Here is a 23,553-nt window from a genome sequence, read left to right on the forward strand (position 1 = left end):
AGCAACCTACATTGCTAAACGGCCACTCGCAACCCAGGTTGCTAAGCCGATCGTGGAACGGATCCAACGTCTGGCGAAGGATTGGTTCCAGAATCGGGTGGACGGCGCCAGGTGAGCAGGTAGCGCCACAGCAGGGCACGCCTGATCCGCGCTCCCGGGAGTACCTCATCGACGACGTCGCGCAACTCGGCGAGCGTGTGTGCGGGATCGGTGGCGGCCATGCCGTCGTAGTCGGTCTTGCCGCGAAGCCGCCCGAGGAGGTGGGCGACCGGCGCCTGGACGAGCGCGAACAGCCAGTCGAGCCCGCCCGCCGTTCGGGTCAGGCCGACGATCGCCAGCCCTCCGCCGGGCGCCACCAGGTCGCGCGCGAGCATCAGCCCTTCACGCAGCGGGAGATGATGCAGGACGGCGACCATGCTGACGAAGTCGAACTGCCGCCCTCGCATCGAGCCCAGTCCGGCCAGCTCGATGTCGACGTTCGGTAGCCGCGCCGTACGGTCGGTCGCTAGCTGCACGGCGTGTGGATCGGTGTCGATCCCGGTGACGTGGTCGCACACCAGGGCCAGTCGCTCGACGAGCAGTCCGTCGCCACAGCCGACGTCCAACGCATCACCACGGTGCTCGCGGGCGCGATCGAGAACCCACGAGTGATAGTGCGTGTTGTGGTTCCAGTACTGATCGGGCATCGCTCGTGTCCCTGTCGGAGGTCATGATCGAGGCACGCTCACCACATGCGGATGCGGTGGCTTCCACCACGCTATCTCGCGATTAGCGTGGTCAAAGCCACCGCATCCGGTCGGTGTCAGGAGATCAGCGACGACGGGACCGGGATGTGCCGGGCGCGGGCGAACTCGCCCAGCCCCTTGGCCTGCGCGTCGAAGCGCAGGGACGACGACACCCCGTCGCCGAGGAATCCCTCGATCACGAAGTTGATCGCCCACAGGTTCGGCAGCGGGTAGCGCCGAACCTTCAGGTCCTCGATGCCGGGGATCAGCTCGCGCAGCTTCGTGGTCGTCAGGAAGCCGTCGAGATAGTCGAATGCCTCCTGCGAGCGCGCCCAAATGCCGAGGTTGGCGTGGCCGCCCTTGTCACCCGAGCGGGCGCCATAGAGGCGGCCCAGGGGGACGCGGGCCGTCGGGCCCGGGTCGGAGCCGTTGCCGTGGTCGCCGGCATTTCCGTCCTGCGGCGTCTCCGTGCGGCCTTCGGCCGCAGTCGACGACCGTGAGGATGACGACGATGAGGCATCGTCGTAGGTCGGGGGATCGAGTGGCTGCGAGGTCTCGCGGCCGGTCTCGGGCACCGCCACGTCGTCCGAGCCGACGAGGGCGTGCGCCATCACCTCGTCGACGTCCACCACGGCGGGGATGTAGGTCTCGTACGACGTCGCGCCACCCGGAGGCGAGGTTGCGTAGAGCCCCGGGTAGGTCGACAGCCCGGTCTGGATGATCGCGCCGGAGAACGCTCGACCGACCAGCTTCTCGTTCTGGTCCGCGACAGCGATCCGCAGCAGCGTGGTCGCTGCACCGAAGGTCTCGGGGTCGTCGGCCGGACGGCCGATCAGGTCGACCTCGACGCGCTCGAAGGCCTCCCGGCCACCCGGGATCATGTTCCAGATCGTCTTCTCGGCGATCTCGGCCTTGCCCTCGGGGTCCTCACCGGTGATGCACAGCAGCATCTGGTTGCGGTAGCCGCCCTCGACTGCCATCGACACCTTCAACCCAGGCGGTGGAGCGATTCCCTTCACACCGGAGATCTCGACGCGATCCGGACCGTCCTGCCGCAGCTGGATGCTGTCGAGCAGCGCGGTCGCATCGGGGTTGGCGTACTGCGGACCGCCCACCTCGTAGAGCAACTGGGCCTTGACGGTGTCGACCGACACCAGACCGCCGGTGCCCTCGTGCTTGGTGATCACCGACGAGCCGTCACGGCGCACCTCGGCAATCGGGAAGCCGATGCGCTCGATCCCCGGAACCTCGTCGTAGAAGGCAAAGTTGCCGCCGGTGGCCTGACCGCCGCACTCGATGACGTGACCGGCGACGATCGCGCCGGCGAGCTCGTCGTACGAGTCTCGAGACCAGTCGAAGGCCCACGCCGCCGGACCGACGATGACCGCGGCATCGGTCACCCGGCCGGTGACGACGACGTCCGCCCCACGCGACAGGCACGAGGCGATCGACCACCCGCCGAGGTAGGCGTTCGCGGCGAGCGGCACACGACCGGCGAGATCGACCGGCGTGCCGTCGTCCAGGTTGGTCAGCTTGCCGGCCTCGATCAACGCCGGCACCCGCTCGAGGACGTCGTCTCCGGTGACGTATCCGACGGACGCCGTCAGCCCCAGCTTCGCGGCGACCCTGCCGATCGCGTCGGCGGCGCCCTTCGGGTTCAACCCGCCCGCGTTCGAGACGACCTTGATGCCCTTGTCGAGGCAGCTGCCCAGCACCTGCTCGACCTGCATCAGGAAGGTGCTGGCGAACCCGGCGTCCGGGTTCTTGGCCATCTGACGGCGCAGGATGATCATCGTCAGCTCGGCCAGCCAGTCGCCGGTGAGGACGTCGATGTCACCGCCCTCGACCATCTCCTTGGCCGCCGAGAGCCGGTCGCCGAAGAACCCCGAGCAGTTTGCGATTCGTAGCAGGTCGGTCATGACTCATCCTCCTCGACGACGACGAGGGCCGCCTGGTAGTCGACGGAGTCGCCGACGCCGACCAGGATCTCCTTCACCACGCCGGGCCCGCCCGCGGTGAGCTTGTGCTCCATCTTCATGGCCTCGAGGACGACAAGAGTCTGGTCGGCTCCGACCTTGTCGCCCACCTCGACCTCGATCGCAACCACGAGTCCGGGCAGCGGCGCCTCGACGCTGCCGGCGATGCCCTCGGCGTCGTCCGACCCGTCGGCCGCCACCGGGTGCAGCGAGATGACGCCGCGCGGGGTGCCGACCAATGTCGGGTCGCCTGCGGTGATGGCGAAAGAGCGCCGCATGCCGTCGACCTCGATCGCGATGCGGTCGTCCTCGAGGCGGGCGACGCGCACCGGACGGGCGGTCTCGCCGTCCTGCCAGGTCCAGGTGCCGTCCCGCTCGGGTGTCAGGTCCACCTGCAGATCGCCACTGGTGTGGGTGAAGTGGGTCTGGACCGGCTGGCTGCGCAGGTTGCGGAACCCGACCGGGGCGAAGGCCTGCACGACCGGCCCCGTCGGCTTATGCAGCAGCGACTGGAGTGCGGCAGCGACGGCGGCCAGGCGCACGTCCTCCGCGTCGGCATCGGAACCGACCAGCTCGGCACGGCGCTCCAGGAAGTCGGTGCCGACCGCCGTGCCGACGAACTCATCGTCGTCCAAGATCGCCAGCAGCTGCGGGATGTTGGTGCTGATCCCGGCCACCTCGACGGCGCTGAGCGCCTTGCGCAGCAACGCGATGGCGGTCGGGCGGTCGTCAGCGGTGGCGACCGCCTTGGCGATCATCGGGTCGAACCGGACGCTGACCTCGCTTCCCGACCGGACGCCGATCTCCCAGCGCACGCCTTCCAGCTCGGGTGCCGACCAGTGCGTGATCAGCCCGGGGGAGGGCAGGTAGTCGCGCGCCGGGTCTTCGGCGTACACCCGGGCCTCGATCGAGTGCCCCGCGATCAGCTCGTCGGCGCCGCCCACCCATGGGGTCAGCGGGGCGCCCTCGGCGATCCGGATCTGCTGCTCGACCAGGTCGACGCCGGTGACCTCCTCGGTGACGGCATGCTCGACCTGCAGGCGGGTGTTCATCTCGAGGAAGGCATAGCCGCCGTCGAACGCCAGGAACTCGACGGTTCCGGCGCCGACGTAGCCGATCTGCTTGGCCAGCGCGACTGCCGAGTCGCAGATCTGGCGCGCCAGCTCGACCGGGTTGGTGTCGGGAGCCGGCGCCTCCTCGATGATCTTCTGGTGCCGGCGCTGCACCGAGCAGTCGCGGGTGCCCAGGTGGACGACGGAGCCCCGGGTGTCGCCGAGGATCTGCACCTCCACGTGCCGCGGGCCCTCCAGATAGCGCTCGACGAACAGGGTGCCATCGCCGAAGGCGGACTCGGCGCCGCGGCGGGCGGTCTCCAGCGCCCGCTCCAGCCCGTCGTGCGAGTCCAGTCGCACCATGCCCTTGCCGCCGCCGCCAGCGGACGGCTTGACCAGCAGCGGTGGCTGCAGCGCCTTGATGTCGTCGATGGACGCCGCGACGTCCTCGCCGACGGTGACCGAGTCCAGCACCGGGACGCCGGCCTCGGCCGCGATCTGCTTCGCGCCGATCTTGCCGCCCATCGCGTCGATCGCCTCGGGGGTCGGACCGATCCAGATCAGCCCCGCCTCACCCACGGCGCGGGCGAACTCGGCGTTCTCGGCGAGGAAGCCGTACCCGGGATGTACGGCGTCCGCCCCGGTACGGCGGCACGCATCGATGATGTTCTCTATAGACAGGTAGGGCGAGCTCTGCGAGTCGTCGCCGAGGGACACCGCCAGGTCGACGTCGTCGAGATAGCGGGAGTCGGCGTCGCTGGAGGAGTAGACGCCAACGGTGCGGACGCCCAGGCGAGACGCCGTACGCGCGACTCGGGAGACGATCTCGCCCCGGTTGGCGACGAGGATGCAGGAGATTCGGGTCATCGTGATCACATCCGGAAGGCGGCGTAGCCGCGCTCAGAGTCGAGGGGGTTGCCACGGGCGGCCGACATCGCGATGCCGAGCACGGTGCGGGTGTCGCGGGGATCGATGATCCCGTCGTCCCACAGCTGGCCAGTGGCGTAGAGGGCGGTGGATTCCTTGTCGATCTGCGCCTCGACGACGGCGCGGGCCTTGGCCTCTGCCTCCTCGTCGAGCGCCTGACCCGCGGCCTTCGCCGCGTTCTGCCGGACGATCGACAGCACTCCAGCGAGCTGCTTTCCACCCATGACGGCGATCTTGTGCGTCGGCCAGGAGAAGACGAAACGTGGGTCGTAGGCGCGGCCGCTCATCGCGTAGTTGCCGGCGCCGTACGAGTTGCCGACCATCAGCGAGTAGTGCGGCACGCAGGAGTTCGACACGGCGTTGATGAGCTTCGAGCCGTCCTTGATGATGCCGCCCTGCTCGTAGCGGGTGCCCACCATGAACCCGGTGATGTTGTGGATGAACAGCAGCGGGATCTCCTGGTGGTTGCACAGCTGGATGAAGTGCGCACCCTTCTGCGACTCCTCGCTGAACAGGATGCCGTTGTTGCCCAGGATGCCGATGTCGCGGCCGTGCAGCCGCGCCCAGCCGGTGACCAGGTTGGCGCCGTACAACGGCTTGAACTCCTCGAACACCGATCCGTCGACGGTGCGGGCGATGACCTCGCGGATGTCGTACGGCGTCCGCGGGTCGACCGACGGGATGCCGAGCATCTCCTCGACGTCGTACACCGGATCCGGCCCAGTCACGCCGTCGGGTGCCGGGCGCGACATGCGCAGGTGCCGCATGATCTGCCGGCCCAGCGCGATCGCCTCGTGCTCGTCGCGCGCGAGGTAGTCGGCGCTGCCGGAGGTCTTCGCGTGCATCTCGGCGCCGCCGAGGGTCTCCTCGTCGGCGTCCTCGTTGGTCGCCATCTTCACCAGCGGGGGTCCGCCGAGGAAGACCTGGGCGCCGCCCTTGACGAAGACGGTGTAGTCGCTCATGCCGGGCACATAGGCGCCGCCGGCGGTCGACGAGCCGAACACGAGCGCGATCGTCGGGACGCCGTTCTTGCTCAGCCGGCTGATCTCCTTGAAGGACGCGCCGCCGGGCACGAAGATCTGCGACTGGAAGGGCAGGTCGGCACCGCCGGACTCAGTGAGGTTGATCAGCGGCAGCTTGTTGACCCGGGCGACCTCGTAGGCGCGCATCGCCTTGGCGACGCTGACCGGGGACTGCGAGCCGCCGCGGATCGTCGGGTCGTTGGCGATGATCAGGCACTCGGTGCCTTCGACCACGCCGACGGCGGTCATCACGCCGCCACCGAGGGGGTGCTCGGTGCCGTAACCGGCCAACGGTGAGAGCTCCAGGAGCGCCGAACCGCGGTCGACGAGCAGCTCGACGCGCTCGCGGGCCAGCAGCTTGCCGCGCTTGCGGTGCCGGGCGACGTACTTCTCGCCGCCGCCGGCGAGTACCTTGGCGTTCTGCTCGGCGATCTCGTCGAGCATGCCGAGCATCGCCTCGCGGTTGGCGGCGTACTCCGGTGATCGTGTGTTGATGCGGCTGTGTAGTTGTGGCACGCGGGCCCTCCAAGCCAGACCTCAGGTGGGGTATCGCTATCGGGAACAACTCTCGGCCAAACATGACTCACATGTCAAGTTGCTCCGGCGGTTGAGATGATTCGGGTGTCAGGTGGGCTAGGGTAAATGATCATGGAAGGAAGCGACGCTATGGCGAAGGCCGACCCGGCGGCAATGCTGTCCACGGCGAACGACGCCGACACCCAGCCCGTCACCGAGCGCGGACGACGCAAACGCGCGGCAATCGTGGCGGCGGCCCGCGAGGTCTTCGAGGAGTTCGGCTTCAAGGACGCCCGGATCGCCGACATCGCCAAGAGGGCGGGCGCGTCGTACGGCTCGTTCTATACCTACTTCGAGTCGAAGGAAGAAGTCTTCCAGGAGGTCGTCCGCGAGGTCACCAGTGAGATGTTCGACTTCTCACGCCCGCGCACCGGCGGCGACGACCCGGTCGCCCGGATCCAGGCGGCCAACCGCAAGTACGTCGAGTCCTACGCGCGCAACGCCCGGATGATGTCGGTGATGTCCGAGGTCGCGGCGTACGACGAGTTCATCCGCGACCTGTCGATCCAGATCCGCGAGCGCTTCGTCGACCGCAACGAGGAGAGCGTCAAGCGCCTCCAGCAGCGAGGGCTGGCGGACAAGTCGCTCGATGCCCGTATCGCCGCCGACGTCCTCGGCGGCATGATCGAGCGCTTCGCGCAGGTGTGGGTGAACAAACGCAGCCAGGCCGAGATCGACGCGGCCGTCCCCGTGCTCACCCGAATCTGGACCCGCGGGCTCGGCGTCGCTGGCGACTAACCGCGCACCCGACGTCGCAGCGAGCCGACGAGGCGCCCGAGGAGCTGGTCTGCAAGTACCGGCACGTGGGCTGATCACTGCCCATCCGGGAGGGTGAGGGCCGCTTGGCGGGAGCGTCTCGATCTGCCTACGCTCGCTGCAACGATTGGAGCGAATGATGACCGACACCGCCCAGCCCGTGAGCCTCCCGACGCCCAGCCGTCGTCCGCAGGACGAGCCGCCGGCCCACCTTGAGCCTGGCGCCACCGATTGGACGGCGTTGATCGCGCGGCTGAACGAGCTGCTGCGGCTACGCACCACGCCGGTCGGGATGAAGATGTTCGCCACCGTCGAGGAGATGGAAGCGGTGCCGCGGATCCGCCGTCCGAACGCGATCCACACCACTGATCAGATCGTCGCCCAGGCGGCCCGGCTCGGCTTCACCATGGGCATCACCAACGATGACCTGGTTGGTCCGCAGTGCGGCGTGGTGATCGGCTTGCACCCGCGCGATGAGCAGTGGCTCTCGGGCGACCGGATGGCGGGGGTGTGGTTCGCCGACCAGGAGGACTCCTCGCGACACCAGCATTCGATGGACGCCGTCGAGTACGGCCAGTACCAGGCGATGGCGGTCTCCCCGCTCACCAGCGGGCGGCTCGACCCGCCGGACGTCGCGCTCATCTACGCCACTCCGGCGCAGAGCATCCTGATGATCAACGGGCTGCAGTGGTCGGGGTACAAGAAGTTCGAGTGGAGCTGCGTGGGCGAGTCCTCATGCGCCGACTCCTGGGGACGCGCGCTGAGCACCCGCGAGCCGTCGCTGTCGATCCCGTGCTACGCCGAGCGGCGGTACGGCGGCGTCCTCGAGGACGAGCTGCTGCTCGCGCTGCCGCCGGAGTACCTGCCGGGGATGATCGACGGTCTGCAGGCGCTCAGCGGCAACGGGCTGCGCTACCCGATCCCGCAGTACGGCATCCAGAGCGATGCCCGCGCCGGCCTCGGCGTCTCCTACGGCTGATTTCCGGCCCCGCTTTCGGTTGATGCCGGGTTGCGGCGTCTCGGCGTCGCTCCTTCGTCGCTCGCTCGACGACCGTGGGTGTTGACCGGCGGCGACCGTGGGTGTTGAACCGCGGCGACCGTGGGTGTTGACCGGCGGCGACCAGGGGTGTTGACCGGCGGCGACCGTGGGTGTTGACCGGCGGCGACCGTGGGTGTTGACCGACGACCGTTGACTACACGGTCGACGGGCGTTGCGGGTGGCTGTCGACGGCCAGCGTTAGTTCAGGCGAGCTTGCGCAGCTCGTGCTTCTGCACCTTGCCGGTCGCGGTCTTCGGCAGCGCCTCGACGATCTCGACCCGCTTGGGCACCTTGAACCCGCCGAGGCGCTCCTTGCAGTGCTTGATCACGTCGGCTGCGGTGACGTCGGAGCCGTCGGTGACCACGAACGCGGTGACCGCCTCACCCCACCGCTCGTCGGCGACGCCGATCACCCCGCAGTCCTGGATGTGCGGGTGCTCCAGGATGGTCCGCTCGACCTCCATCGAGGAGACGTTCTCGCCGCCGGACTTGATCATGTCCTTCGAGCGGTCGGTGAACCAGATGACGCCCTCGTCGTCCTTATAGCCAAGGTCGCCGGTGCGCAGCCAGCCGCCGCGGAACACCTCGTTGTTGACCTCGGTGCGATTCCAGTAGCCCTGCATCACCTGGGCGCCGCGGTAGACGATCTCGCCGTGCTCGCCGCGCGGCAGCAGCTCGCCGTCCGGCCCGATGATCCGGGTGTCGACGGTCGCGACCGGCGGGCCCCAGGACGCCGTCGCGGTGAACTCGTGCTCGGGGAACTGGAAGACGGTCGGCGGGACGCACTCGGTCATTCCCGACCCCAGTAGCGCGTGTCCGTTGGGGAACAGCTCCTTGATGCGCTTGATCCGCTGCTCGGGCATCTGCGCCATCGCGTACATGCAGAACTGCACGCTGTCGTACGACTTGCCCTGGGTGCGCGGGTTCTGCAGCAGTAGCTCATACATGTGCGGCAGCAGCATGATGTGGGTGAGCCCGTCGTTCTCCAGCGAGTCGATGAACTGGTCGGGCTCGAACCCGGGCAGCGCCACGACCGTGCCGCCGGTCGCCAGGGTCGGCATCGTGAGCACGTTCAGCGCGGTGGTGTGGAACATCGGGACGATCACGCCGAAGACGCTGGGCTCGTTGCCCCACTTGTGGCCAGCGGTGATGGCGGTGGTCAGGCAGGCGACGACGACTGACACGTGGCTGGTCAGCACGCCCTTGGGCCGCGAGGTCGTGCCGCTGGAATACAGGCACTGGAGAATGTCGCGGTCGTCGACCTCGACCTCCAGTAGCGAGCCGTCACCGGAAGCGATCTCATCCCACGAGACCGTGTCGATCCCGCCGATCTGCTCAGGGTGCTCACCGCGGACGACGACCCGGGTCACCTGAGGCAGCTCGCCGATGATCTGCTCGAGGATCGGCAGGAAGGCATCGTCGACGACGATGGTGCCGACCTCGGCGTCCGCCAGGCAGAAGCGGATCTCATCGGGTGCCTGGGCGAGGTTGATCGGCAGGCTGATCAGGCCCGCCTTCGCGCAGCCGTAGTAGGTGGCCATGAACTGCCACGAGTTGCCCATGATGAACCCGACCGGCTCCTGACGCCGCAGACCGAGCTCCAGCAACCCGCGGCCCACTGCGTTCGCCGTACGCTCGAGCTCGGCATAGGTGACGCTGCCCTGGGAGTCCTTGATGGCGATCCGCTCGGGGAACTGCTCGGCAGATCGAGTGAGCATGTCGCCGACGACGCAGCGTCCGGCGAGGTTCAGGTCGAGCGAGGAGACTCCGGAGACGTCGGCTTTCATGGGCTGCTCCCGGTGGTGTTGGCTGAGGGTCCACCGATTGTCCGAGAAGTTGACGGGTGCGTCAACTTCTCGGGCGGACGCCGGCCACCGTGTCCGGATCGTTCTTCCGTGATGAGGCTCACGAGGGGTTGGCAAAAGCGGGATCATCGGTAAAGTGAGGCACGCCTAAGTTAGGACAGCCTAACTTCACAACCGATGAAGGAACCTCAGTTGAGCCGACTCCGCACCACCCTAGCCGCCGGGCTCGTGTCGTTCATGACCGTGTCCCTGGCCGCCTGCAGCTCCGACTCGGGTGACGAGCAGAGCGAAGATGCCGCGGGCAAGGAGATAACGGTCAGCCACGCCCAGGGCGAGACGACGCTGACCACCAACCCCGAGAAGGTCGTCGTCCTGGACTTCGGCATTCTCGACACACTCGACGCGCTCGAGGTCGACTCGGTCGTGGGCCTGGCTAAGCAGGGCGCGCCGGACTTCCTTGAGGAGTACACCGGCGATGACTACGAGGACGTCGGGACCATGCAGGAGCCGGACGTCGAGAAGATCGCCGAGCTCGATCCCGATGTGATCCTGATCGGCGGCCGGGCCGCCCCGAAGTACGCCGAGCTCGCCGAGATCGCGCCGACGGTCGACCTCACCGTGGGCAGCGATGACTTCATGACCTCGTTCACGGAGGTCTCGACCACCATCGGCGAGATCTTTGACAAGACCGACGAGGTCGAGGAGAAGCTCGCCGACATCGACGAGCAGATCGAGCAGACCAAGAGCGATGCGGAGGGCGCCGGGAACGCGCTCATCGTGCTGGTCAGCGGCGGCAAGCTGTCGGCCTTCGGCCCCGGCTCGCGCTTCGGCTTCGTGCACGACGTCCTCGGCATCCCGGCCGCCAGCCCCGACCTGCAGGTCGATCGGCACGGCCAGGCGATCAGCAACGAGTTCGTCGCGCAGACCAACCCGCAGCACCTGTTCGTCGTCGACCGCGACGCGGCGATCGGCCAGGAGAGTGGCCAGGGTGCCGAGCAGGTCCTCGACAACGACCTCATCAAGGGCACCGATGCGGCCAAGAGCGACAAGATCACCTATCTCGACGGGCAGCGCTGGTACGTCGTCGGTGCCGGGCTGAACAACGTCCCGGAGATGATCGACGAGATCGCGAACGCGATCAAGTAGTGAGCGCCATCAGCGACCACCAGGCGACCGGCACGCGAGCACCGCGCGCCGGTCGCCGGTCGCTGTATCTGGGCATCAGCGCGCTGGCGATCCTCGTGCTGTGCGGCATCTCGATGTTCGTCGGCGTCGCCGATCTGGGCTTCTCGGACCTGTTCGCCGAGCAGACCCGTGGGCATGCACTGAACCTGATGATGACCAGCCGGCTGCCGCGCACCGCCGCGCTGGTGTTGGCCGGATCGTCGCTGGCGGTCTGCGGGCTGATCATGCAGCTGCTGACCCGCAACGTCTTCGTCGAGCCCTCGACCGCCGGCACCATGGAGTTCGCCGGGCTGGGCCTGGTGCTGGTCATGCTCTTCTGGCCGGGCGCGCCGGTCTGGATGCGCATGCTGGCCGGCACCGCGCTGGCGCTCGCCGGCACGGCGATCTTCCTGAAGATCCTGAACGCCATCCCGATGCGCGACATCCTCGTCGTACCGCTGATCGGCCTGATGCTCGGCGGCGTCGTGGCGGCCGCGGCGACCTTCCTCGCCTACCGCGCCGACCTGCTGCAGAGCCTCGGCGCGTGGACGACGGGCGACTTCTCCGCCGTCCTCGCCGGCCGTTACGAGCTGCTGTGGGTGGCGGGCCTGGCCACGGTGGTCGCGCTCGTCGTGGCCGACCGGTTCACCGTCGCCGGCATGGGCGAGGCGTTCACGACCAACCTCGGGCTGAACTACCGGCGCACCATGGCGCTCGGCCTGACGGTGGTCTCGATCGTCAGCGCCATCATCGTCGTCACCGTCGGCATGCTGCCCTTCCTCGGGCTGGTCGTGCCCAACGTCGTCCGGCTGATCGTCGGCGACAACGCCCGGCGCGCCGTCCCGCTGGTTGCGCTCGGTGGGGCCGGCCTGCTGCTGATCTGCGACCTGATCGCCCGCGTCGTCGTCTACCCCTTCGAGCTGCCGATCGGCACCGTCATGGGCGTCATCGGCGCGGCCGCCTTCCTGTACATGCTGCTGCGGAAGGGGGCGCGCCATGGTGCTTGAGCCTCTTGAGCTGTCCGACGCGCGGCCCGCGCCGTCCCGCAGCCGTGACGCCCGGCGAATGACTCTGCTGGTCGCTGTCGCCGCCGTCTGCATCGCCGTGTTCCTGACCATCGGCGTCACGGGCAACTGGGACTTCATCCTGCCCCGGCGACTGACCACGGTCGCGACGATGAGCGTCGTCGCGGTCGCCATCGCGATCTCCACGGTGCTGTTCCACACGATCACGGCCAATCGCATCCTGACGCCGTCGATCATGGGCTTCGACTCGCTCTACCTGCTGATCCAGACCGCGGGCGTGTTCGTGATCGGCAGCTCCGCGATGAACAACGTCGACACCCTGGTGCGCTTCGCGCTCGAGGCGCTGCTGATGGTCGGGATGTCGGTCGTCCTGTACCGCTGGCTGCTGCTGGACACCCGGCGCAGCCTGCATCTGCTGGTGCTGGTCGGCGTCATCATCGGCACCATGCTGCGCAGCCTCTCGTCGCTGCTGCAGCGCATCATGTCGCCGGAGGAGTTCATCGTCGTCCAGGACGCCTTCTTCGCCGACTTCACCGGCGCCGAGCCGCGGCTGCTGGCGATCGGCGGCGTCCTGATCCTCGCCTGTGTCGCGATCGTGTGGCGGCTGCGGCGAGAGCTCGACGTCCTCGCCCTCGGCCGCGACACCTCCGTGGGCCTCGGCGTCGATCACCGCGCACTCACCATGCGGCTGCTGGTGCTGATCGCCATCCTGGTCGCCGTCGCCACCGCGCTGGTCGGGCCCACCACCTTCTTCGGACTGCTGGTGGCTCACCTCGCCTATCAGTTCTTCTCGTCGCAGAAGCACGCCGTGATCGTGCCTGCCGCGAGTCTGTGTGCGCTCATCGCGCTCATCGGAGGACAGGTCGTCTTCGAACGAATCCTCGGATTCCAGGGCAGCCTGTCCATGGTCGTCGAGTTCCTCGGCGGCATCGTGTTCATCGTTCTCCTCTTGAGAAGGGCCTCGGCATGATCCAGGTCGAATCGGTAGCCAAGCAGTACGGCGAAAAGGTCGTCCTCGACGACGTCGACGTCACCATCGCCCCCGGCGGCATCACCGCACTGGTCGGGGCGAACGGCGCGGGCAAGTCCACGCTGCTCGCCGTGATGAGCCGGCTGCTGCAGGCCGACTCCGGCAGCGTGAGCGTCGACGGCATGGACGTCGGACGCACCGACAGCAAGCGGCTGGCCCGCCATCTTGCGATCCTGCGGCAGGAGAACACCCTCGCCGTCCGGCTGACCGTGCGCGACCTGGTCGCCTTCGGCCGCCACCCGCACTCCGGTGGCCGGCTGACCATCGAGGACCAGCGGCACATCCAGCAGTCCCTCGACTACCTCAACCTCGGCCCGCTGGCCGACTGCTTCCTCGACGAGATCTCCGGCGGACAGCGCCAGCGGGCCTTCGTCGCGATGGTGCTGTGCCAGGACACCGACTACGTGCTGCTCGACGAGCCGCTGAACAACCTCGACATGGCGCACTGCGTGGCCATCCTCGAGTTGCTGCGGCGCGCCGCCGACGACCTCGGCAAGACCATCGTCATCGTGCTGCACGACATCAACGCCGCCTCGGCGTACGCCGATCACATCATCGCGATGTCCGAGGGACGGGTGATCGCCGAAGGCGCCCCGAGCGAGATCATGGTGCCCCGCCAGCTGGAGCAGATCTTCGGCGTCCCGGTCGACGTCCGCGACATCGACGGGCAGCTCGTGTGCCTGCCGTTCCCGACCCGCCGGTGCTGCGCCGGTGCCTGCCGGTGCAAGGAGATCAGCGTTGCCTAACACCTCCCGGGCCACCGTGCTCACCGAGAAGCCGGCCCGCTACATCAAGCAGCTCGGCTCGCATTTCGGGCAGAAGATCGACGTCACCGAACGAGACGGCGCGACGGTGCTGGCGTTCCCCATGGGGGAGTGCGAGCTGCGCGATGCCGGCTCGGCCATCGCGATCAACGCGACCGCGTCGTCCGACGACGATCTCCAACGGCTCGAAGGCGTGGTCGGACGTCACCTCGAGCGCTTCGGCGCCCGCGACGAGCTCACGGTGACCTGGACCCGCTGACCTGGACCCGCTGACCTGGGCTCGCTGAGCCCTCCCCCGACCTGCGGGGCTGTGGGACACGCTATCGGCCACACACCGTGCTCCACTGCCCCGCAGATGGGAACCGAAGTACGGTCTAGGGATGACTACGCGCATCGAGACCGACAGCATGGGCCAGATCGAAGTCGACGCCGACCGGTACTGGGGAGCCCAGACGCAGCGCAGCCTGCACAACTTCGACATCGGACGCGACAGCTTCGTGTGGGGCCGGCCGATCGTGCGCGCCCTCGGCATCCTGAAGAAGTCAGCCGCGCTGGCCAACGGCGAGCTCGGCGAGCTGCCCTCCGACGTCGCGTCGCTGATCGCGCAGGCCGCCGACGAGGTGATCGACGGGAGGTTGGACGCGGAGTTCCCGCTCGTGGTGTTCCAGACCGGCAGCGGCACGCAGAGCAACATGAACGCCAACGAGGTCATCTCCAACCGCGCGATCGAGATCGCCGGCGGGGAGCTCGGCTCGAAGAAGCCCGTGCACCCCAACGACCACGTCAATCGCGGACAGTCCAGCAACGACACCTTCCCGACCGCGATGCACATCGCCGTCGTCCTCGAGATGCGTGAGCGGCTGTATGAGTCGGTGCAGAAGCTGCGCGACACCCTCGATGCCAAGGCCGGCGAGTACGCCGACGTCGTCAAGGTCGGCCGCACCCACCTGCAGGACGCCACCCCGATCACGCTGGGCCAGGAGATCGGTGGCTGGGTCGCCCAGCTCGACCATGCGATGGACGACGTCCGCCACGCCGAGCAGGGGCTGCATCGGCTCGCGATCGGTGGGACGGCGGTCGGCACCGGGTTGAACGCGCACCCCGACTTCGGCGTACGTGCCGCGGGCTACATGGCCAGCGAGACCGGTGTCGAGTTCAGCTCGGCCGAGAACAAGTTCGCCGCGCTCGCCGCTCATGACGAGCTCGTCGCGGTCAGCGCCACCCTGCGCACGCTCGCCGGCGCCCTGATGAAGATGGCGAACGACGTCCGGTGGCTGGCCTCGGGGCCGCGCAACGGGATCGGCGAGCTGCTGATCCCCGAGAACGAGCCCGGCTCGAGCATCATGCCCGGCAAGGTCAACCCGACCCAGTGCGAGGCGATGACCATGGTGTGCACGCGGGTGTTCGGCAACGACGCCACCGTCGCCTTCGCCGGCACCCAAGGAAACTTCGAGCTGAACGTTTACAAGCCGGTCATGGCGCACGCGGTGCTCGAGTCGATCCGGCTCATCGCCGATGCGTGCGTGTCCTTCAACGACCACTGCGCCGTGGGCATCGAGCCAAACCGCGAGCGGATCGATGCGAACCTGGCGACGAATCTCATGCAGGTGACTGCGCTCAACCCGCACATCGGCTATGACAACGCGGCGGCGATCGCGAAGAAGGCGCACAAGGACGGCACCTCACTGCGTGAGGCGGCGCTGGAGCTCGGGCACGTCACTGAGGAGCAGTTCGACGAGTGGGTCGTGCCGATGGACATGACGCACTCTTGAGTCGCGGTACTCCCTTTTTCGAGAGGGGTTGCCGGCGTCAAGAGGGCTTGTCGATCTCAAGCGGGGATTTATCCCCTCCCGCTCGCGGGAACCCCGCTTGGTGGTGTTGCGCCCGCTCGGTCGCAGAGTCGGCCCGTAGCCGGAGTCGGTCCGCTGCGGAGGATTCCGGCGGCCGAAGCCCGCGTGCTAAGTTGACACACGAATCAACTTTTCTCTCCGGAGGTTCCTGATGCCGCAGTTCACCGCCGAGCACGACGCGTTTCGCCAGATGGTCCGCAGCTTCGTCGCCAAGGAGCTCACGCCGTACGCCGACGAGTGGGAGAAGGCCGGGACTTTTCCGGCCCACGAGGTCTTCAAGAAGGCGGGCGATCTCGGGATCCTCGGCATCGAGTACGACCCGGCGTACGGCGGGATGGGCGCGGACCATCTCTACACGATGATCGCCGTGGAGGAGATCAACCGGATGCCCTGCGGCGGCGTCCCGATGGCCCTCGGCGTCCAGATGATGATGGCCACGCCGTCGCTGCACAAGTACGGATCGCACGAGCTCAAGGAGAAGTACCTCGCGCCCGCGATCGCCGGCGACATGGTCACCTCGATCGCCGTCACCGAGCCGGACGCCGGTTCGGACGTAGCGTCGCTGCGCACCAAGGCGGTCAAGGACGGCGATGACTGGGTCATCAACGGCTCGAAGATGTACATCACCAACGGCACCCAGTCCGACTGGCTGTGCCTGCTGGCGCGGACGTCGGACGAGGGCGGCTACCGCGGCATGTCGCAGATCGTCGTCGAGCGCAACAGCCCCGGCCTGACCGTGGAGAAGAAGCTGGACAAGTACGGCATGCACTCGTCCGACACGGCGCTGCTGGCCTTCAACGACGTGCGGGTGCCGATCTCGAACACGATCGGGACGGAGGGTCGGGGCTTCCAGCAGCAGATGGAGCAGTTCGTCGTCGAGCGGATGTTCGCCACGTACGGCAAGGCCGACTCGATGCAGCGCGCGCTGGACCGCACCGCTGAGTACCTCAAGGAGCGCAAGGTCAACGGCAAGCCGCTGATCGCCAACCACTACATCTCGTACAAGCTCGCCGAGCTGTCGGCCCAGGTCGAGCTGATCCGCACCCATGGGTACGCGATGGCCGACAAGTTCATGGCCGGTGAGGACACCACCCGCGACGCCACGATCTCCAAGCTGCTGGGTGCTCGCCTGGCCCGCGAGGTCGCGGACTGGTGCCTGCAGTTCCATGGCGGCATGGGCTACATGGAGGACTTCTGGGTGGCTCGGATGGTCCGGGACACCCGCCTGGGCTCGATCGGGGGCGGCAGCGACGAGACGATGCTGCAGGTCCTCGCCCGCATCGACGGCTTCACCCCCTAATCGGGTCTACTACCGCCATCCCCCGGTACCCCGCGCCCTCCACGGGTGATCAAGCGTCGGCGACGGGCATCAGAGCCCTCCAGAATGGGCTCTAGGGCTAGTAATTCGACAAAGATGACTCTAATGTCAACTCCAGCACATCGATACCTGCGAGCGCAACGAGGAGCCCGCGATTATGGACAACGGAATCGGCCGCTGGACGTACAAGCACGCCATCACCAACCCCAACCGCATCGCCCTGCAGTACGGCGATCGCGAGATCACGTACGCCGAGCTCAACGAGCGCTCCAACCGGCTGGCGGATGCACTCGCTGAGCGCGGGGTCGAACGGGGCGACCGCGTCTGCATCCTGTCGACCAACAGCGCGCAGTTCCTCGAGGCGATGTTCGCGGTCGCGAAGCTCGGCGCCATCTTCGTGCCGATCAACTTTCGCCTCGCCGGCCCCGAGATCGCTTATGTGCTTGGGAATGCGCGTCCGAAGGTGCTTTTCTACAGCGGCAACATGCAGCCCAGCGTCGACGCGGCGCTGAAGCAGGACGAGGTCGAGCAACCGAAGCTGATCGCGATCGAGGCGGACGTCCTCCCCGACAACGCCGAGTCGTTCGAGGAGGTCGTTGCTAGCGGCGCGCCCGAGAACAACGAGCGGGACGTCGAGAAGTCCGACGTCGCCATGATCATGTACACCTCCGGGACGACGGGATTCCCGAAGGGCGCGATGCTCACGCACGGCAACATCGAGGCCAACAACGTCAACATCATGGCGATGGCCGACGGCATCTCGAAGTACGACACGACGGTCACTCCGGCGCCGCTGTTCCACATCGGCGGCCTGGCCGTGCACACGTTGCCGCTGCTGTTCCTCGGCGGCAAGACCGTCGTCCTGCCGGCTTTCGACCCGGCCGGCACGCTCAAGGCGATGGCCGATACGAAGACCACCGTGCAGTTCCTGGTCCCGGCCATGTGGGCGGCGATGACGCAGGTGCCGGACTTCGACTCGTACGACGTATCGAGCATGCGCTATGCGATCTCCGGCGGTGCGCCGTGCCCGATCCCCGTGATCGAGTTCTTCCAGAACAAGGGCTGGGACTTCATCGAGGGCTTCGGGATGACCGAGACCTGCGCCGGCGCGCTCGGCCTGAACCGCGAGGACGTCGTCGATCACGCCGGCTCGGTGGGTCAGCCGGCGTTGCTGACCGAGGCGCGGGTCGTGGACGAGATCGGCGAGGACGTCGCGGTCGGCACCGTGGGCGAGCTGGTGCTGCGCGGTCCGAACATCTTCATCGGTTACTGGGAGATGGAGGACGCCACTCGCGACGCGATCCGGGACGGCTGGTTCCACACCGGTGACATGGCGCGCGTCGACGAGGACGGCTTCCACACCCTCGTCGACCGCAAGAAGGACATGATCATCAGCGGCGGCGAGAACGTCTACCCGATCGAGGTCGAGCAGGCGCTGCATCGACAGCCGTCAATTGCTGATGTCGCGGTGATCGGCGTCCCGGACGAGAGGTGGGGTGAGACGGTCAAGGCGGTCGTCGTCCCTGCGCCGGGCCAGCAGATCGATGCGGACGAGGTCATCGCGTTCTCGCGGGAGAACCTCGCGCACTTCAAGTGCCCGACCAGCGTCGAGGTGATCGACGAGCTGCCGCGCAACGCGACCGGCAAGATCCTCAAGCGCACCTTGCGCGAGCAGTTCACCGGCCACGGCGAGACCGTCACCCGCTAGCTGTTGCGGGTCAGGAGGTTGTTGACAGCGGCGTACTGAGGTCCAGTCGTAGTGGATGAACTTAGCGGCCCGATGAGTGAGCTTTCTGAGGTCGGTATGCGGCGAGGAAGGTGTTGACGCCGGCGCGGACGATCCGTTCCGAGCGGGTGTCGGGAGCAGCCGTGACGCTGCCTGCGGTGAGTTGAATGAGTTGGAGCGCGGCGATGTTCTCGTCGTTGATGTGGAGTAGGCCCGCTGTTGAGTGTGCTCTGAGATGGGCGGCTATGGCGTTTCGGACGCGGACCGGGCCGGCCGCTTGCCAGGCGGCGAGGGTCTCGCCGTCGATGTGGGCTGAGTCGGCGTGGATCTGCCGGATGAGCGCGAAGTGGTCAGCCGTTGCCGGGTCGGGGGCGGACCACGCGAGTCCGAAAGCGGCCAGGTCCGTCTGGAGGTCGACGATGTGGGCCAAGAGTCGGTCGGCCAAAGCGATCTCGTGGTCTGCGACGCGGGCTGCGCTGTCGAGGATGACTGCTTTGAACAGCCCCGCTTTGTCGCCGTAGTGGTTGTAGATGGTACGCGTCGAGACACCAGCGGCCTCGGCTATGGCGTCGATGCTGGCGCGACTGTAGCCATCGCGGGCGAAGACGCGCAGCGCTCCATCCAGTAGGTCACGTTGCTTGTCCGCTCTTGCTGTAGGCATGCTCTGCAGTGTGCCGAAATACAACGATCATTGCAATTAGTGCAACGATCGTTGTACGTTGCTCTCATGGACAAACTACTGACGTCAGATCAGCCCGTTCGGCTTGCCGTTGTGGTGGGCAGTACCCGACCGGGGCGCAGGGGACCCCAAGTCGCCGAGTGGCTCCGGGAAGCCGCTACGACACACCTGGGTGAGCGGGCCACCCTCGAAGTGGTCGACCTTGCCCGGTTCGGCCTGCCGCTGTTGGACGAGCCAATGCCAGCGGCCATCGGCGACTACCGCAACTCGCATACCAAGACATGGGCGGCCACTATCGACAAGTTTGACGGGTTCATCTTCGTCGCGCCCGAGTACAACCACTCGATGCCGGCAGCGCTGAAGAACGCGATCGATTTCCTGTTCGCCGAGTGGAACAACAAGGCAGCTGGCTTCGTCAGTTACGGACTCAACGGCGGCACGCGCGCCGTCGAACACCTGCGGCTGTCGTTGGCGGAAGTCCAGGTCGCCACGGTCCGGTCACAGGTCGCGCTTGGCTTGTTCACCGACTTCGACATCCCCGATATGACCCAACCGGGCACCTTCGCTCCTGCCGACCACCACCACGAGGTCATGCGCCGGATGCTCGACGAGCTTGCCGACTGGGCCCTGGCCCTACGCCTGCTGCGGCAACGCGCAGGCCGATGAGTCACATGCGAGACCAACGTGAGGCGACGAGCGCTTCAACGCCGATAGATCGCGCGACGTGGCGAATGTGTTGGGTGGTCGTCTTCGGCGCCTTCGCCAGCGGCTTGGACGCGTCACTGGTGAACATCGGCCTGGACACGATCAGCCGCGAGTTGCACGCAACCCTCGGTGTCACACAATGGGTCGCCAGTGCCTACCTTGTGGCGTTGGGACTGTCCCTTCCGTTGGCCGGTTGGCTCAGTCGCCGGTTCGGCACCGGACGGGTCTGGCTCACCGCGCTGGCAACCTTCACCGTGGCATCCGCGCTGTGCGGCCTCGCGCCGAACATCGGCCTGCTGATCGCCGCACGAGTCCTGCAAGGCCTCGCTGGCGGTGTACTCATACCGGCCGGGCAAACGTTGCTGGGCCAGGCAGTCGGACCCGACCGGCTCGGCCGCGTGATGGGCACGCTCGGAATTGCCGTCAGCGCCGCACCAGCCGTCGGCCCGCTCGTCGGGGGTCTTCTGCTGCACGCCTTGCCGTGGCCATGGCTGTTCGCGATCAACATCCCTATCGGCGCCGCCGGACTCCTCGTGGGACGCCGCTACATCCCCCGCGGAACCCCCGAGACAACGAAGAGCATCGACAAATCGGGCCTGGCCCTCATCACCATCGGGATCCCGCTCGTCGTGTTCGCAGTGACGCAATGGGGAAACTCCCAATCGATCAGCGCCACCACCGCCGTACTCGCCGCGGCTGGAGTCCTGGCTCTGGTCGGTTTCGTCGCACACGCCGCCCGCACCACCAACCCGCTGCTGGACATGCGCCTCTACCGCAACGTCGCGTATCGCGCCGGAGCCATCGCCGCGGCCTTCGCCGGTGCCTTGGTGTTCGGCAGCGGAATCGTGCAAACCCTGTACTTCCAGATCGGCCGAGACCAGGACACCATCCACGCCGGGCTCAGCTTGTTCGGCGTGGCTAGCGCGACCGTTGTGTTCGCTCCACTCACGGGCAGATGGGTGGACCGTTACGGCCCGGCCCGGATCTCGCTCATCGGTGCTGTCCTCGCGATAGCGACCACTGCCCCTTTCGTAGCCCTGCCAGTGCACGCATCAAGCTGGATCATTCAGCCGCTGCTGATCGCCTACGGAGCCGCAGTCGCCATGGTCGCCACCCCGGCGAACGTCGCCGCATACAAGGCGGTGAAAGCGACGCAGCTGCCCGACGCCATCACCCAGGTCAACATCATCCAACGAGTCGCCGGCTCCCTGGGCGGGGCGATCTGCGCCGTCCTGATCGCGTCCCGACTCCCGGACACAACCGACGCCTTCCGCGTCGCCTTCACCGCACTCACCATCTGCGCGGTCGGCGCACTCCTCGGAGCGATCCTCATCTACCGGACAAGTCGGCAGGAAAACAACCAGTGACCCACCGCAACGCACCCTTGACCATCGAAGGGCGTCGCCGCCTGATCGAGCGCTGCAAGACCCGCCCCATCTCCCACGTCGCAGCCGAAATGGGAATCTCCCGGGCGTGCGCATCGAAATGGGTCAACCGCTGGCGGAAACACGGCGAGGTCGGCCTGCAGGACCGATCCTCCACACCGCAACGACAACCGACCGCCACGCAGCCTGATGTGGTCCAACAGGTTGAGACGTGGCGGCGAGAGCACAAGTGGCCGGCATCACGAATTGCTTTTGAAATCAATGAAACTGGCACCTCGATCAGCCGACGAACCGTCACCCGGCTGCTGGCGCAGCTCGGATTGAACCGGCGCAAGCTCATCGACCCTGATGGCGACACCAACCGCGCGCCCCGCGTGATCGTCGCGAAGCGCCCTGGACACATGGTGCACGTGGACGTGAAGAAGGTCGGGCGCCTCCCCGACGCCGGCGGCTGGCGCGCTCATGGGCGAGGCTCGGACCAAGCCCGCGCTGCGGCACGATCAAGAACCACGACCGGCAGACGCGGATACGTCTACCTGCACTCCGCCGTCGACGGTCACACACGGATGGCGTACACCGAGCCATTGGCGGACGAGAAGGCCGTCACCGCTATTGCTTTCATGCACCGGGCCAGGATCTGGTTCGCCGCGCACGGCATCACCCACATCGAGAAGATCGTCACCGACAACGGTGCCTGCTACCGCGCCGACGCCTTCACCCGGGCCCTGCTCGGCGCCAAGCACAAACGGACTAAGCCCTACACCCCCAAGCACAACGGGAAAGTGGAGCGATACAACCGGATTATCGCCGAAGAGCTTCTGTACGCCCGCACCTGGTCTAGCGAGGCCGAGCGATCGGCCGCCGTCGCGGTATGGAACATCCACTTCAACTACCACCGACCGCACGGCGCGGCTAGCGGCAGACCACCAGCATCGCTCGCGCCAGCAGCCGTCACCAACGTCATGGCCTCATACAACTAGCGGTGCCTCGGGCCGCGGTCCTGCTCGCGTTCCTGGTGTCGGTAGTCCTCGAAGACGTCCTGCGTCTCGTCGAGCACGTCGGCGTCATCATCGCGCGCGTAGACGGTCGTCGATCGGACCTCCTCGATGACCCGATCGAGTCGGTCGGTGAACGTCTCCTCGGGCGCGTCGGCGCCTTCGGTTGCCTCATGTGCGACAAGGCCCTGAGCGTCGTCGGCCAGCTGCTGCAAGGAGCGCTCGAACTCGGGTTCGTGAATGTCCAGCTCGGCCGCCAGCGCGCTGAGGCCGGCAACCTGCTCGGTGTAGTCGTCGGCGTTCGGCTGGGTCTGCTCGCGGTGTTCGCGACAGACGGCTTCGGGATTCGCGCCGGCGGGCCAGAGGCCCTCCGCATCACGCGCAACGCGTGCCAGCTCGACGGAGTCTCGGTCAACGACTGAGATGACGTGGCATGCCGCCACCGCCATCGCTGCGGTCAGGATCGCGGCGGACTCGTCATACCCGCGACGCAACGCCGATCGCGGTGTCCAGCGCGCGTCATACCCCTCACGGACGGCGTCGAGGTAACGCTGCTGTGCCGCGATCTGTGAGGCGTAAATCGATGTCGAGACGGTGACGAGCTCGGTGCGATAACCCGCATCGGCATACAGCTGCATGGTGCGGAAGGTCGTTGCCGGATCTCGGTACGTCCCTTCGATGATCACGTTGACCTGCCGATCGCGGGCCTCGCCAATCGCGCGTTCGACGGCCGGCCCGCTGAAGGTCTGCGTGACGTTCGGCATCGCGACCGGGTCGGTGTCGCGCAGACGTGCATAGGCCGGGTGGAACTGGCGGAAGTCGTCGCCGCTGATGAGTGCGACGTTGCCTCGGAAGCGACCTCGCAGGCGAGTGAGAATGCTGCTCTTACCCGCACCAGGCTGAGCGCCGACGAACACCGCCATAGGCCGCCTGACCGCTGTCGCGCGGCGGAACACCATCGGGCTGACATGCCGGCGGTAGAGGTCGTCGATCTCAGCGGTCGACAGCGGTCGATCATCGGTTGGGAACGTCAT

General features: G+C 67.2%; 20 protein-coding genes. 13 read left to right on the forward strand and 7 right to left on the reverse strand.

Going from position 1 to position 23,553, the window contains the following annotated elements; genetic code table 11:
- Positions 1 to 41: 41 nt before the first annotated feature.
- The 4 genes from DAA40_RS13545 to DAA40_RS13560 form a co-directional block, all read right to left on the reverse strand.
- Entirely contained in the window at positions 42 to 686 is a 645-nt protein-coding gene (locus DAA40_RS13545; protein ID WP_106850282.1) for a bifunctional 2-polyprenyl-6-hydroxyphenol methylase/3-demethylubiquinol 3-O-methyltransferase UbiG, read from the reverse strand.
- Positions 687 to 802: 116 nt separating this feature from the next.
- A complete protein-coding gene (locus tag DAA40_RS13550) occupies positions 803 to 2,644 on the reverse strand; it encodes an acyclic terpene utilization AtuA family protein (RefSeq protein WP_106850283.1) in 1,842 nt (613 codons plus the stop codon).
- Positions 2,641 to 4,620, reverse strand: a complete 1,980-nt coding sequence (locus DAA40_RS13555) for a biotin carboxylase N-terminal domain-containing protein (RefSeq protein ID WP_158716443.1) — start codon at positions 4,618 to 4,620, stop codon at positions 2,641 to 2,643. The genes DAA40_RS13550 and DAA40_RS13555 overlap by 4 nt, the downstream gene beginning before the upstream one ends.
- Before the next feature lie 5 nt (positions 4,621 to 4,625).
- Positions 4,626 to 6,218, reverse strand: a complete 1,593-nt coding sequence (locus tag DAA40_RS13560) for an acyl-CoA carboxylase subunit beta (protein ID WP_106850285.1) — start codon at positions 6,216 to 6,218, stop codon at positions 4,626 to 4,628.
- Between the two features lie 132 nt (positions 6,219 to 6,350).
- Here DAA40_RS13560 and DAA40_RS13565 point away from each other — a divergent pair, with 132 nt between their 5' ends.
- Both DAA40_RS13565 and DAA40_RS13570 read left to right on the forward strand, forming a co-directional pair.
- Positions 6,351 to 7,016: a TetR/AcrR family transcriptional regulator gene (locus DAA40_RS13565; protein ID WP_158716444.1), complete on the forward strand. Its 666-nt coding sequence runs from the start codon at positions 6,351 to 6,353 to the stop codon at positions 7,014 to 7,016.
- Positions 7,017 to 7,173: 157 nt separating this feature from the next.
- A complete protein-coding gene (locus DAA40_RS13570) occupies positions 7,174 to 8,013 on the forward strand; it encodes a DUF169 domain-containing protein (protein WP_106850576.1) in 840 nt (279 codons plus the stop codon).
- 263 nt (positions 8,014 to 8,276) lie between these two features.
- Here DAA40_RS13570 and DAA40_RS13575 read toward each other — a convergent pair whose 3' ends face one another.
- On the reverse strand, positions 8,277 to 9,860 hold the full coding sequence (locus DAA40_RS13575; protein WP_158716445.1) for a class I adenylate-forming enzyme family protein: 1,584 nt from the start codon (positions 9,858 to 9,860) through the stop codon (positions 8,277 to 8,279).
- A gap of 210 nt (positions 9,861 to 10,070) precedes the next feature.
- Here DAA40_RS13575 and DAA40_RS13580 point away from each other — a divergent pair, with 210 nt between their 5' ends.
- The 8 genes from DAA40_RS13580 (at position 10,071) to DAA40_RS13615 (ending at position 18,737) form a co-directional block, all read left to right on the forward strand.
- On the forward strand, positions 10,071 to 11,024 hold the full coding sequence (locus DAA40_RS13580) for a siderophore ABC transporter substrate-binding protein (protein ID WP_199849784.1): 954 nt from the start codon (positions 10,071 to 10,073) through the stop codon (positions 11,022 to 11,024).
- The gene (locus tag DAA40_RS13585; RefSeq protein ID WP_199849785.1) at positions 11,024 to 12,049 is read left to right on the forward strand and encodes an ABC transporter permease; all 1,026 of its coding nucleotides are present in this window, start codon (positions 11,024 to 11,026) and stop codon (positions 12,047 to 12,049) included. Before DAA40_RS13580 ends, DAA40_RS13585 begins: the two co-directional genes overlap by 1 nt.
- Positions 12,039 to 13,037: an iron chelate uptake ABC transporter family permease subunit gene (locus tag DAA40_RS13590; RefSeq protein ID WP_199849786.1), complete on the forward strand. Its 999-nt coding sequence runs from the start codon at positions 12,039 to 12,041 to the stop codon at positions 13,035 to 13,037. The genes DAA40_RS13585 and DAA40_RS13590 overlap by 11 nt, the downstream gene beginning before the upstream one ends.
- Positions 13,034 to 13,843, forward strand: coding sequence for an ABC transporter ATP-binding protein (locus DAA40_RS13595; protein ID WP_106850289.1), 810 nt, complete (start codon positions 13,034 to 13,036; stop codon positions 13,841 to 13,843). Before DAA40_RS13590 ends, DAA40_RS13595 begins: the two co-directional genes overlap by 4 nt.
- Complete coding sequence (locus tag DAA40_RS13600; RefSeq protein ID WP_106850290.1) at positions 13,836 to 14,120, forward strand: DUF2218 domain-containing protein; 285 nt, start codon at positions 13,836 to 13,838, stop codon at positions 14,118 to 14,120. Before DAA40_RS13595 ends, DAA40_RS13600 begins: the two co-directional genes overlap by 8 nt.
- 121 nt (positions 14,121 to 14,241) lie before the next feature.
- A complete protein-coding gene (gene fumC, locus DAA40_RS13605; RefSeq protein ID WP_106850291.1) occupies positions 14,242 to 15,633 on the forward strand; it encodes a class II fumarate hydratase in 1,392 nt (463 codons plus the stop codon).
- 229 nt (positions 15,634 to 15,862) lie between these two features.
- A complete protein-coding gene (locus DAA40_RS13610) occupies positions 15,863 to 17,011 on the forward strand; it encodes an acyl-CoA dehydrogenase family protein (RefSeq protein ID WP_106850292.1) in 1,149 nt (382 codons plus the stop codon).
- A gap of 175 nt (positions 17,012 to 17,186) precedes the next feature.
- Positions 17,187 to 18,737: a long-chain fatty acid--CoA ligase gene (locus DAA40_RS13615; RefSeq protein WP_106850293.1), complete on the forward strand. Its 1,551-nt coding sequence runs from the start codon at positions 17,187 to 17,189 to the stop codon at positions 18,735 to 18,737.
- A 61-nt stretch (positions 18,738 to 18,798) separates the two neighbouring features.
- On the opposite strand, the gene DAA40_RS13620 is transcribed toward DAA40_RS13615, so the two are convergent.
- Positions 18,799 to 19,440: a TetR/AcrR family transcriptional regulator gene (locus DAA40_RS13620; RefSeq protein ID WP_234356383.1), complete on the reverse strand. Its 642-nt coding sequence runs from the start codon at positions 19,438 to 19,440 to the stop codon at positions 18,799 to 18,801.
- A 42-nt stretch (positions 19,441 to 19,482) separates the two neighbouring features.
- Here DAA40_RS13620 and DAA40_RS13625 point away from each other — a divergent pair, with 42 nt between their 5' ends.
- The 3 genes from DAA40_RS13625 to DAA40_RS13635 all read left to right on the forward strand — a co-directional run bounded on the left by DAA40_RS13625 (position 19,483) and on the right by DAA40_RS13635 (position 22,504).
- Positions 19,483 to 20,100, forward strand: coding sequence for an NADPH-dependent FMN reductase (locus DAA40_RS13625; RefSeq protein ID WP_106850295.1), 618 nt, complete (start codon positions 19,483 to 19,485; stop codon positions 20,098 to 20,100).
- Positions 20,101 to 20,165: 65 nt separating this feature from the next.
- Complete coding sequence (locus DAA40_RS13630; RefSeq protein ID WP_234356384.1) at positions 20,166 to 21,506, forward strand: DHA2 family efflux MFS transporter permease subunit; 1,341 nt, start codon at positions 20,166 to 20,168, stop codon at positions 21,504 to 21,506.
- Positions 21,503 to 22,504, forward strand: a complete 1,002-nt coding sequence (locus DAA40_RS13635; protein ID WP_106850297.1) for an IS481 family transposase — start codon at positions 21,503 to 21,505, stop codon at positions 22,502 to 22,504. The genes DAA40_RS13630 and DAA40_RS13635 overlap by 4 nt, the downstream gene beginning before the upstream one ends.
- Here the strand turns inward: DAA40_RS13635 and DAA40_RS13640 are convergent.
- A complete protein-coding gene (locus DAA40_RS13640; RefSeq protein ID WP_106850298.1) occupies positions 22,501 to 23,553 on the reverse strand; it encodes a zeta toxin family protein in 1,053 nt (350 codons plus the stop codon). The two genes, DAA40_RS13635 and DAA40_RS13640, sit on opposite strands and share 4 nt — an antisense overlap.

This window comes from Blastococcus sp. Marseille-P5729, from assembly GCF_900292035.1.
Lineage (GTDB): Bacteria > Actinomycetota > Actinomycetes > Mycobacteriales > Antricoccaceae > Cumulibacter.

Coding starts and splice junctions, on each gene's coding strand:
- DAA40_RS13545 (WP_106850282.1), bottom strand. CDS start 686: ATGCCCGATCAGTACTGGAACCACAACACGCACTATCACTCGTGGGTT.
- DAA40_RS13550 (WP_106850283.1), bottom strand. CDS start 2,644: ATGACCGACCTGCTACGAATCGCAAACTGCTCGGGGTTCTTCGGCGAC.
- fumC (WP_106850291.1), top strand. CDS start 14,242: ATGACTACGCGCATCGAGACCGACAGCATGGGCCAGATCGAAGTCGAC.
- DAA40_RS13640 (WP_106850298.1), bottom strand. CDS start 23,553: ATGACGTTCCCAACCGATGATCGACCGCTGTCGACCGCTGAGATCGAC.
- DAA40_RS13625 (WP_106850295.1), top strand. CDS start 19,483: ATGGACAAACTACTGACGTCAGATCAGCCCGTTCGGCTTGCCGTTGTG.
- DAA40_RS13575 (WP_158716445.1), bottom strand. CDS start 9,860: ATGAAAGCCGACGTCTCCGGAGTCTCCTCGCTCGACCTGAACCTCGCC.
- DAA40_RS13590 (WP_199849786.1), top strand. CDS start 12,039: ATGGTGCTTGAGCCTCTTGAGCTGTCCGACGCGCGGCCCGCGCCGTCC.
- DAA40_RS13595 (WP_106850289.1), top strand. CDS start 13,034: ATGATCCAGGTCGAATCGGTAGCCAAGCAGTACGGCGAAAAGGTCGTC.
- DAA40_RS13570 (WP_106850576.1), top strand. CDS start 7,174: ATGACCGACACCGCCCAGCCCGTGAGCCTCCCGACGCCCAGCCGTCGT.
- DAA40_RS13615 (WP_106850293.1), top strand. CDS start 17,187: ATGGACAACGGAATCGGCCGCTGGACGTACAAGCACGCCATCACCAAC.
- DAA40_RS13630 (WP_234356384.1), top strand. CDS start 20,166: ATGTGTTGGGTGGTCGTCTTCGGCGCCTTCGCCAGCGGCTTGGACGCG.
- DAA40_RS13610 (WP_106850292.1), top strand. CDS start 15,863: ATGCCGCAGTTCACCGCCGAGCACGACGCGTTTCGCCAGATGGTCCGC.
- DAA40_RS13555 (WP_158716443.1), bottom strand. CDS start 4,620: ATGACCCGAATCTCCTGCATCCTCGTCGCCAACCGGGGCGAGATCGTC.
- DAA40_RS13565 (WP_158716444.1), top strand. CDS start 6,351: ATGGAAGGAAGCGACGCTATGGCGAAGGCCGACCCGGCGGCAATGCTG.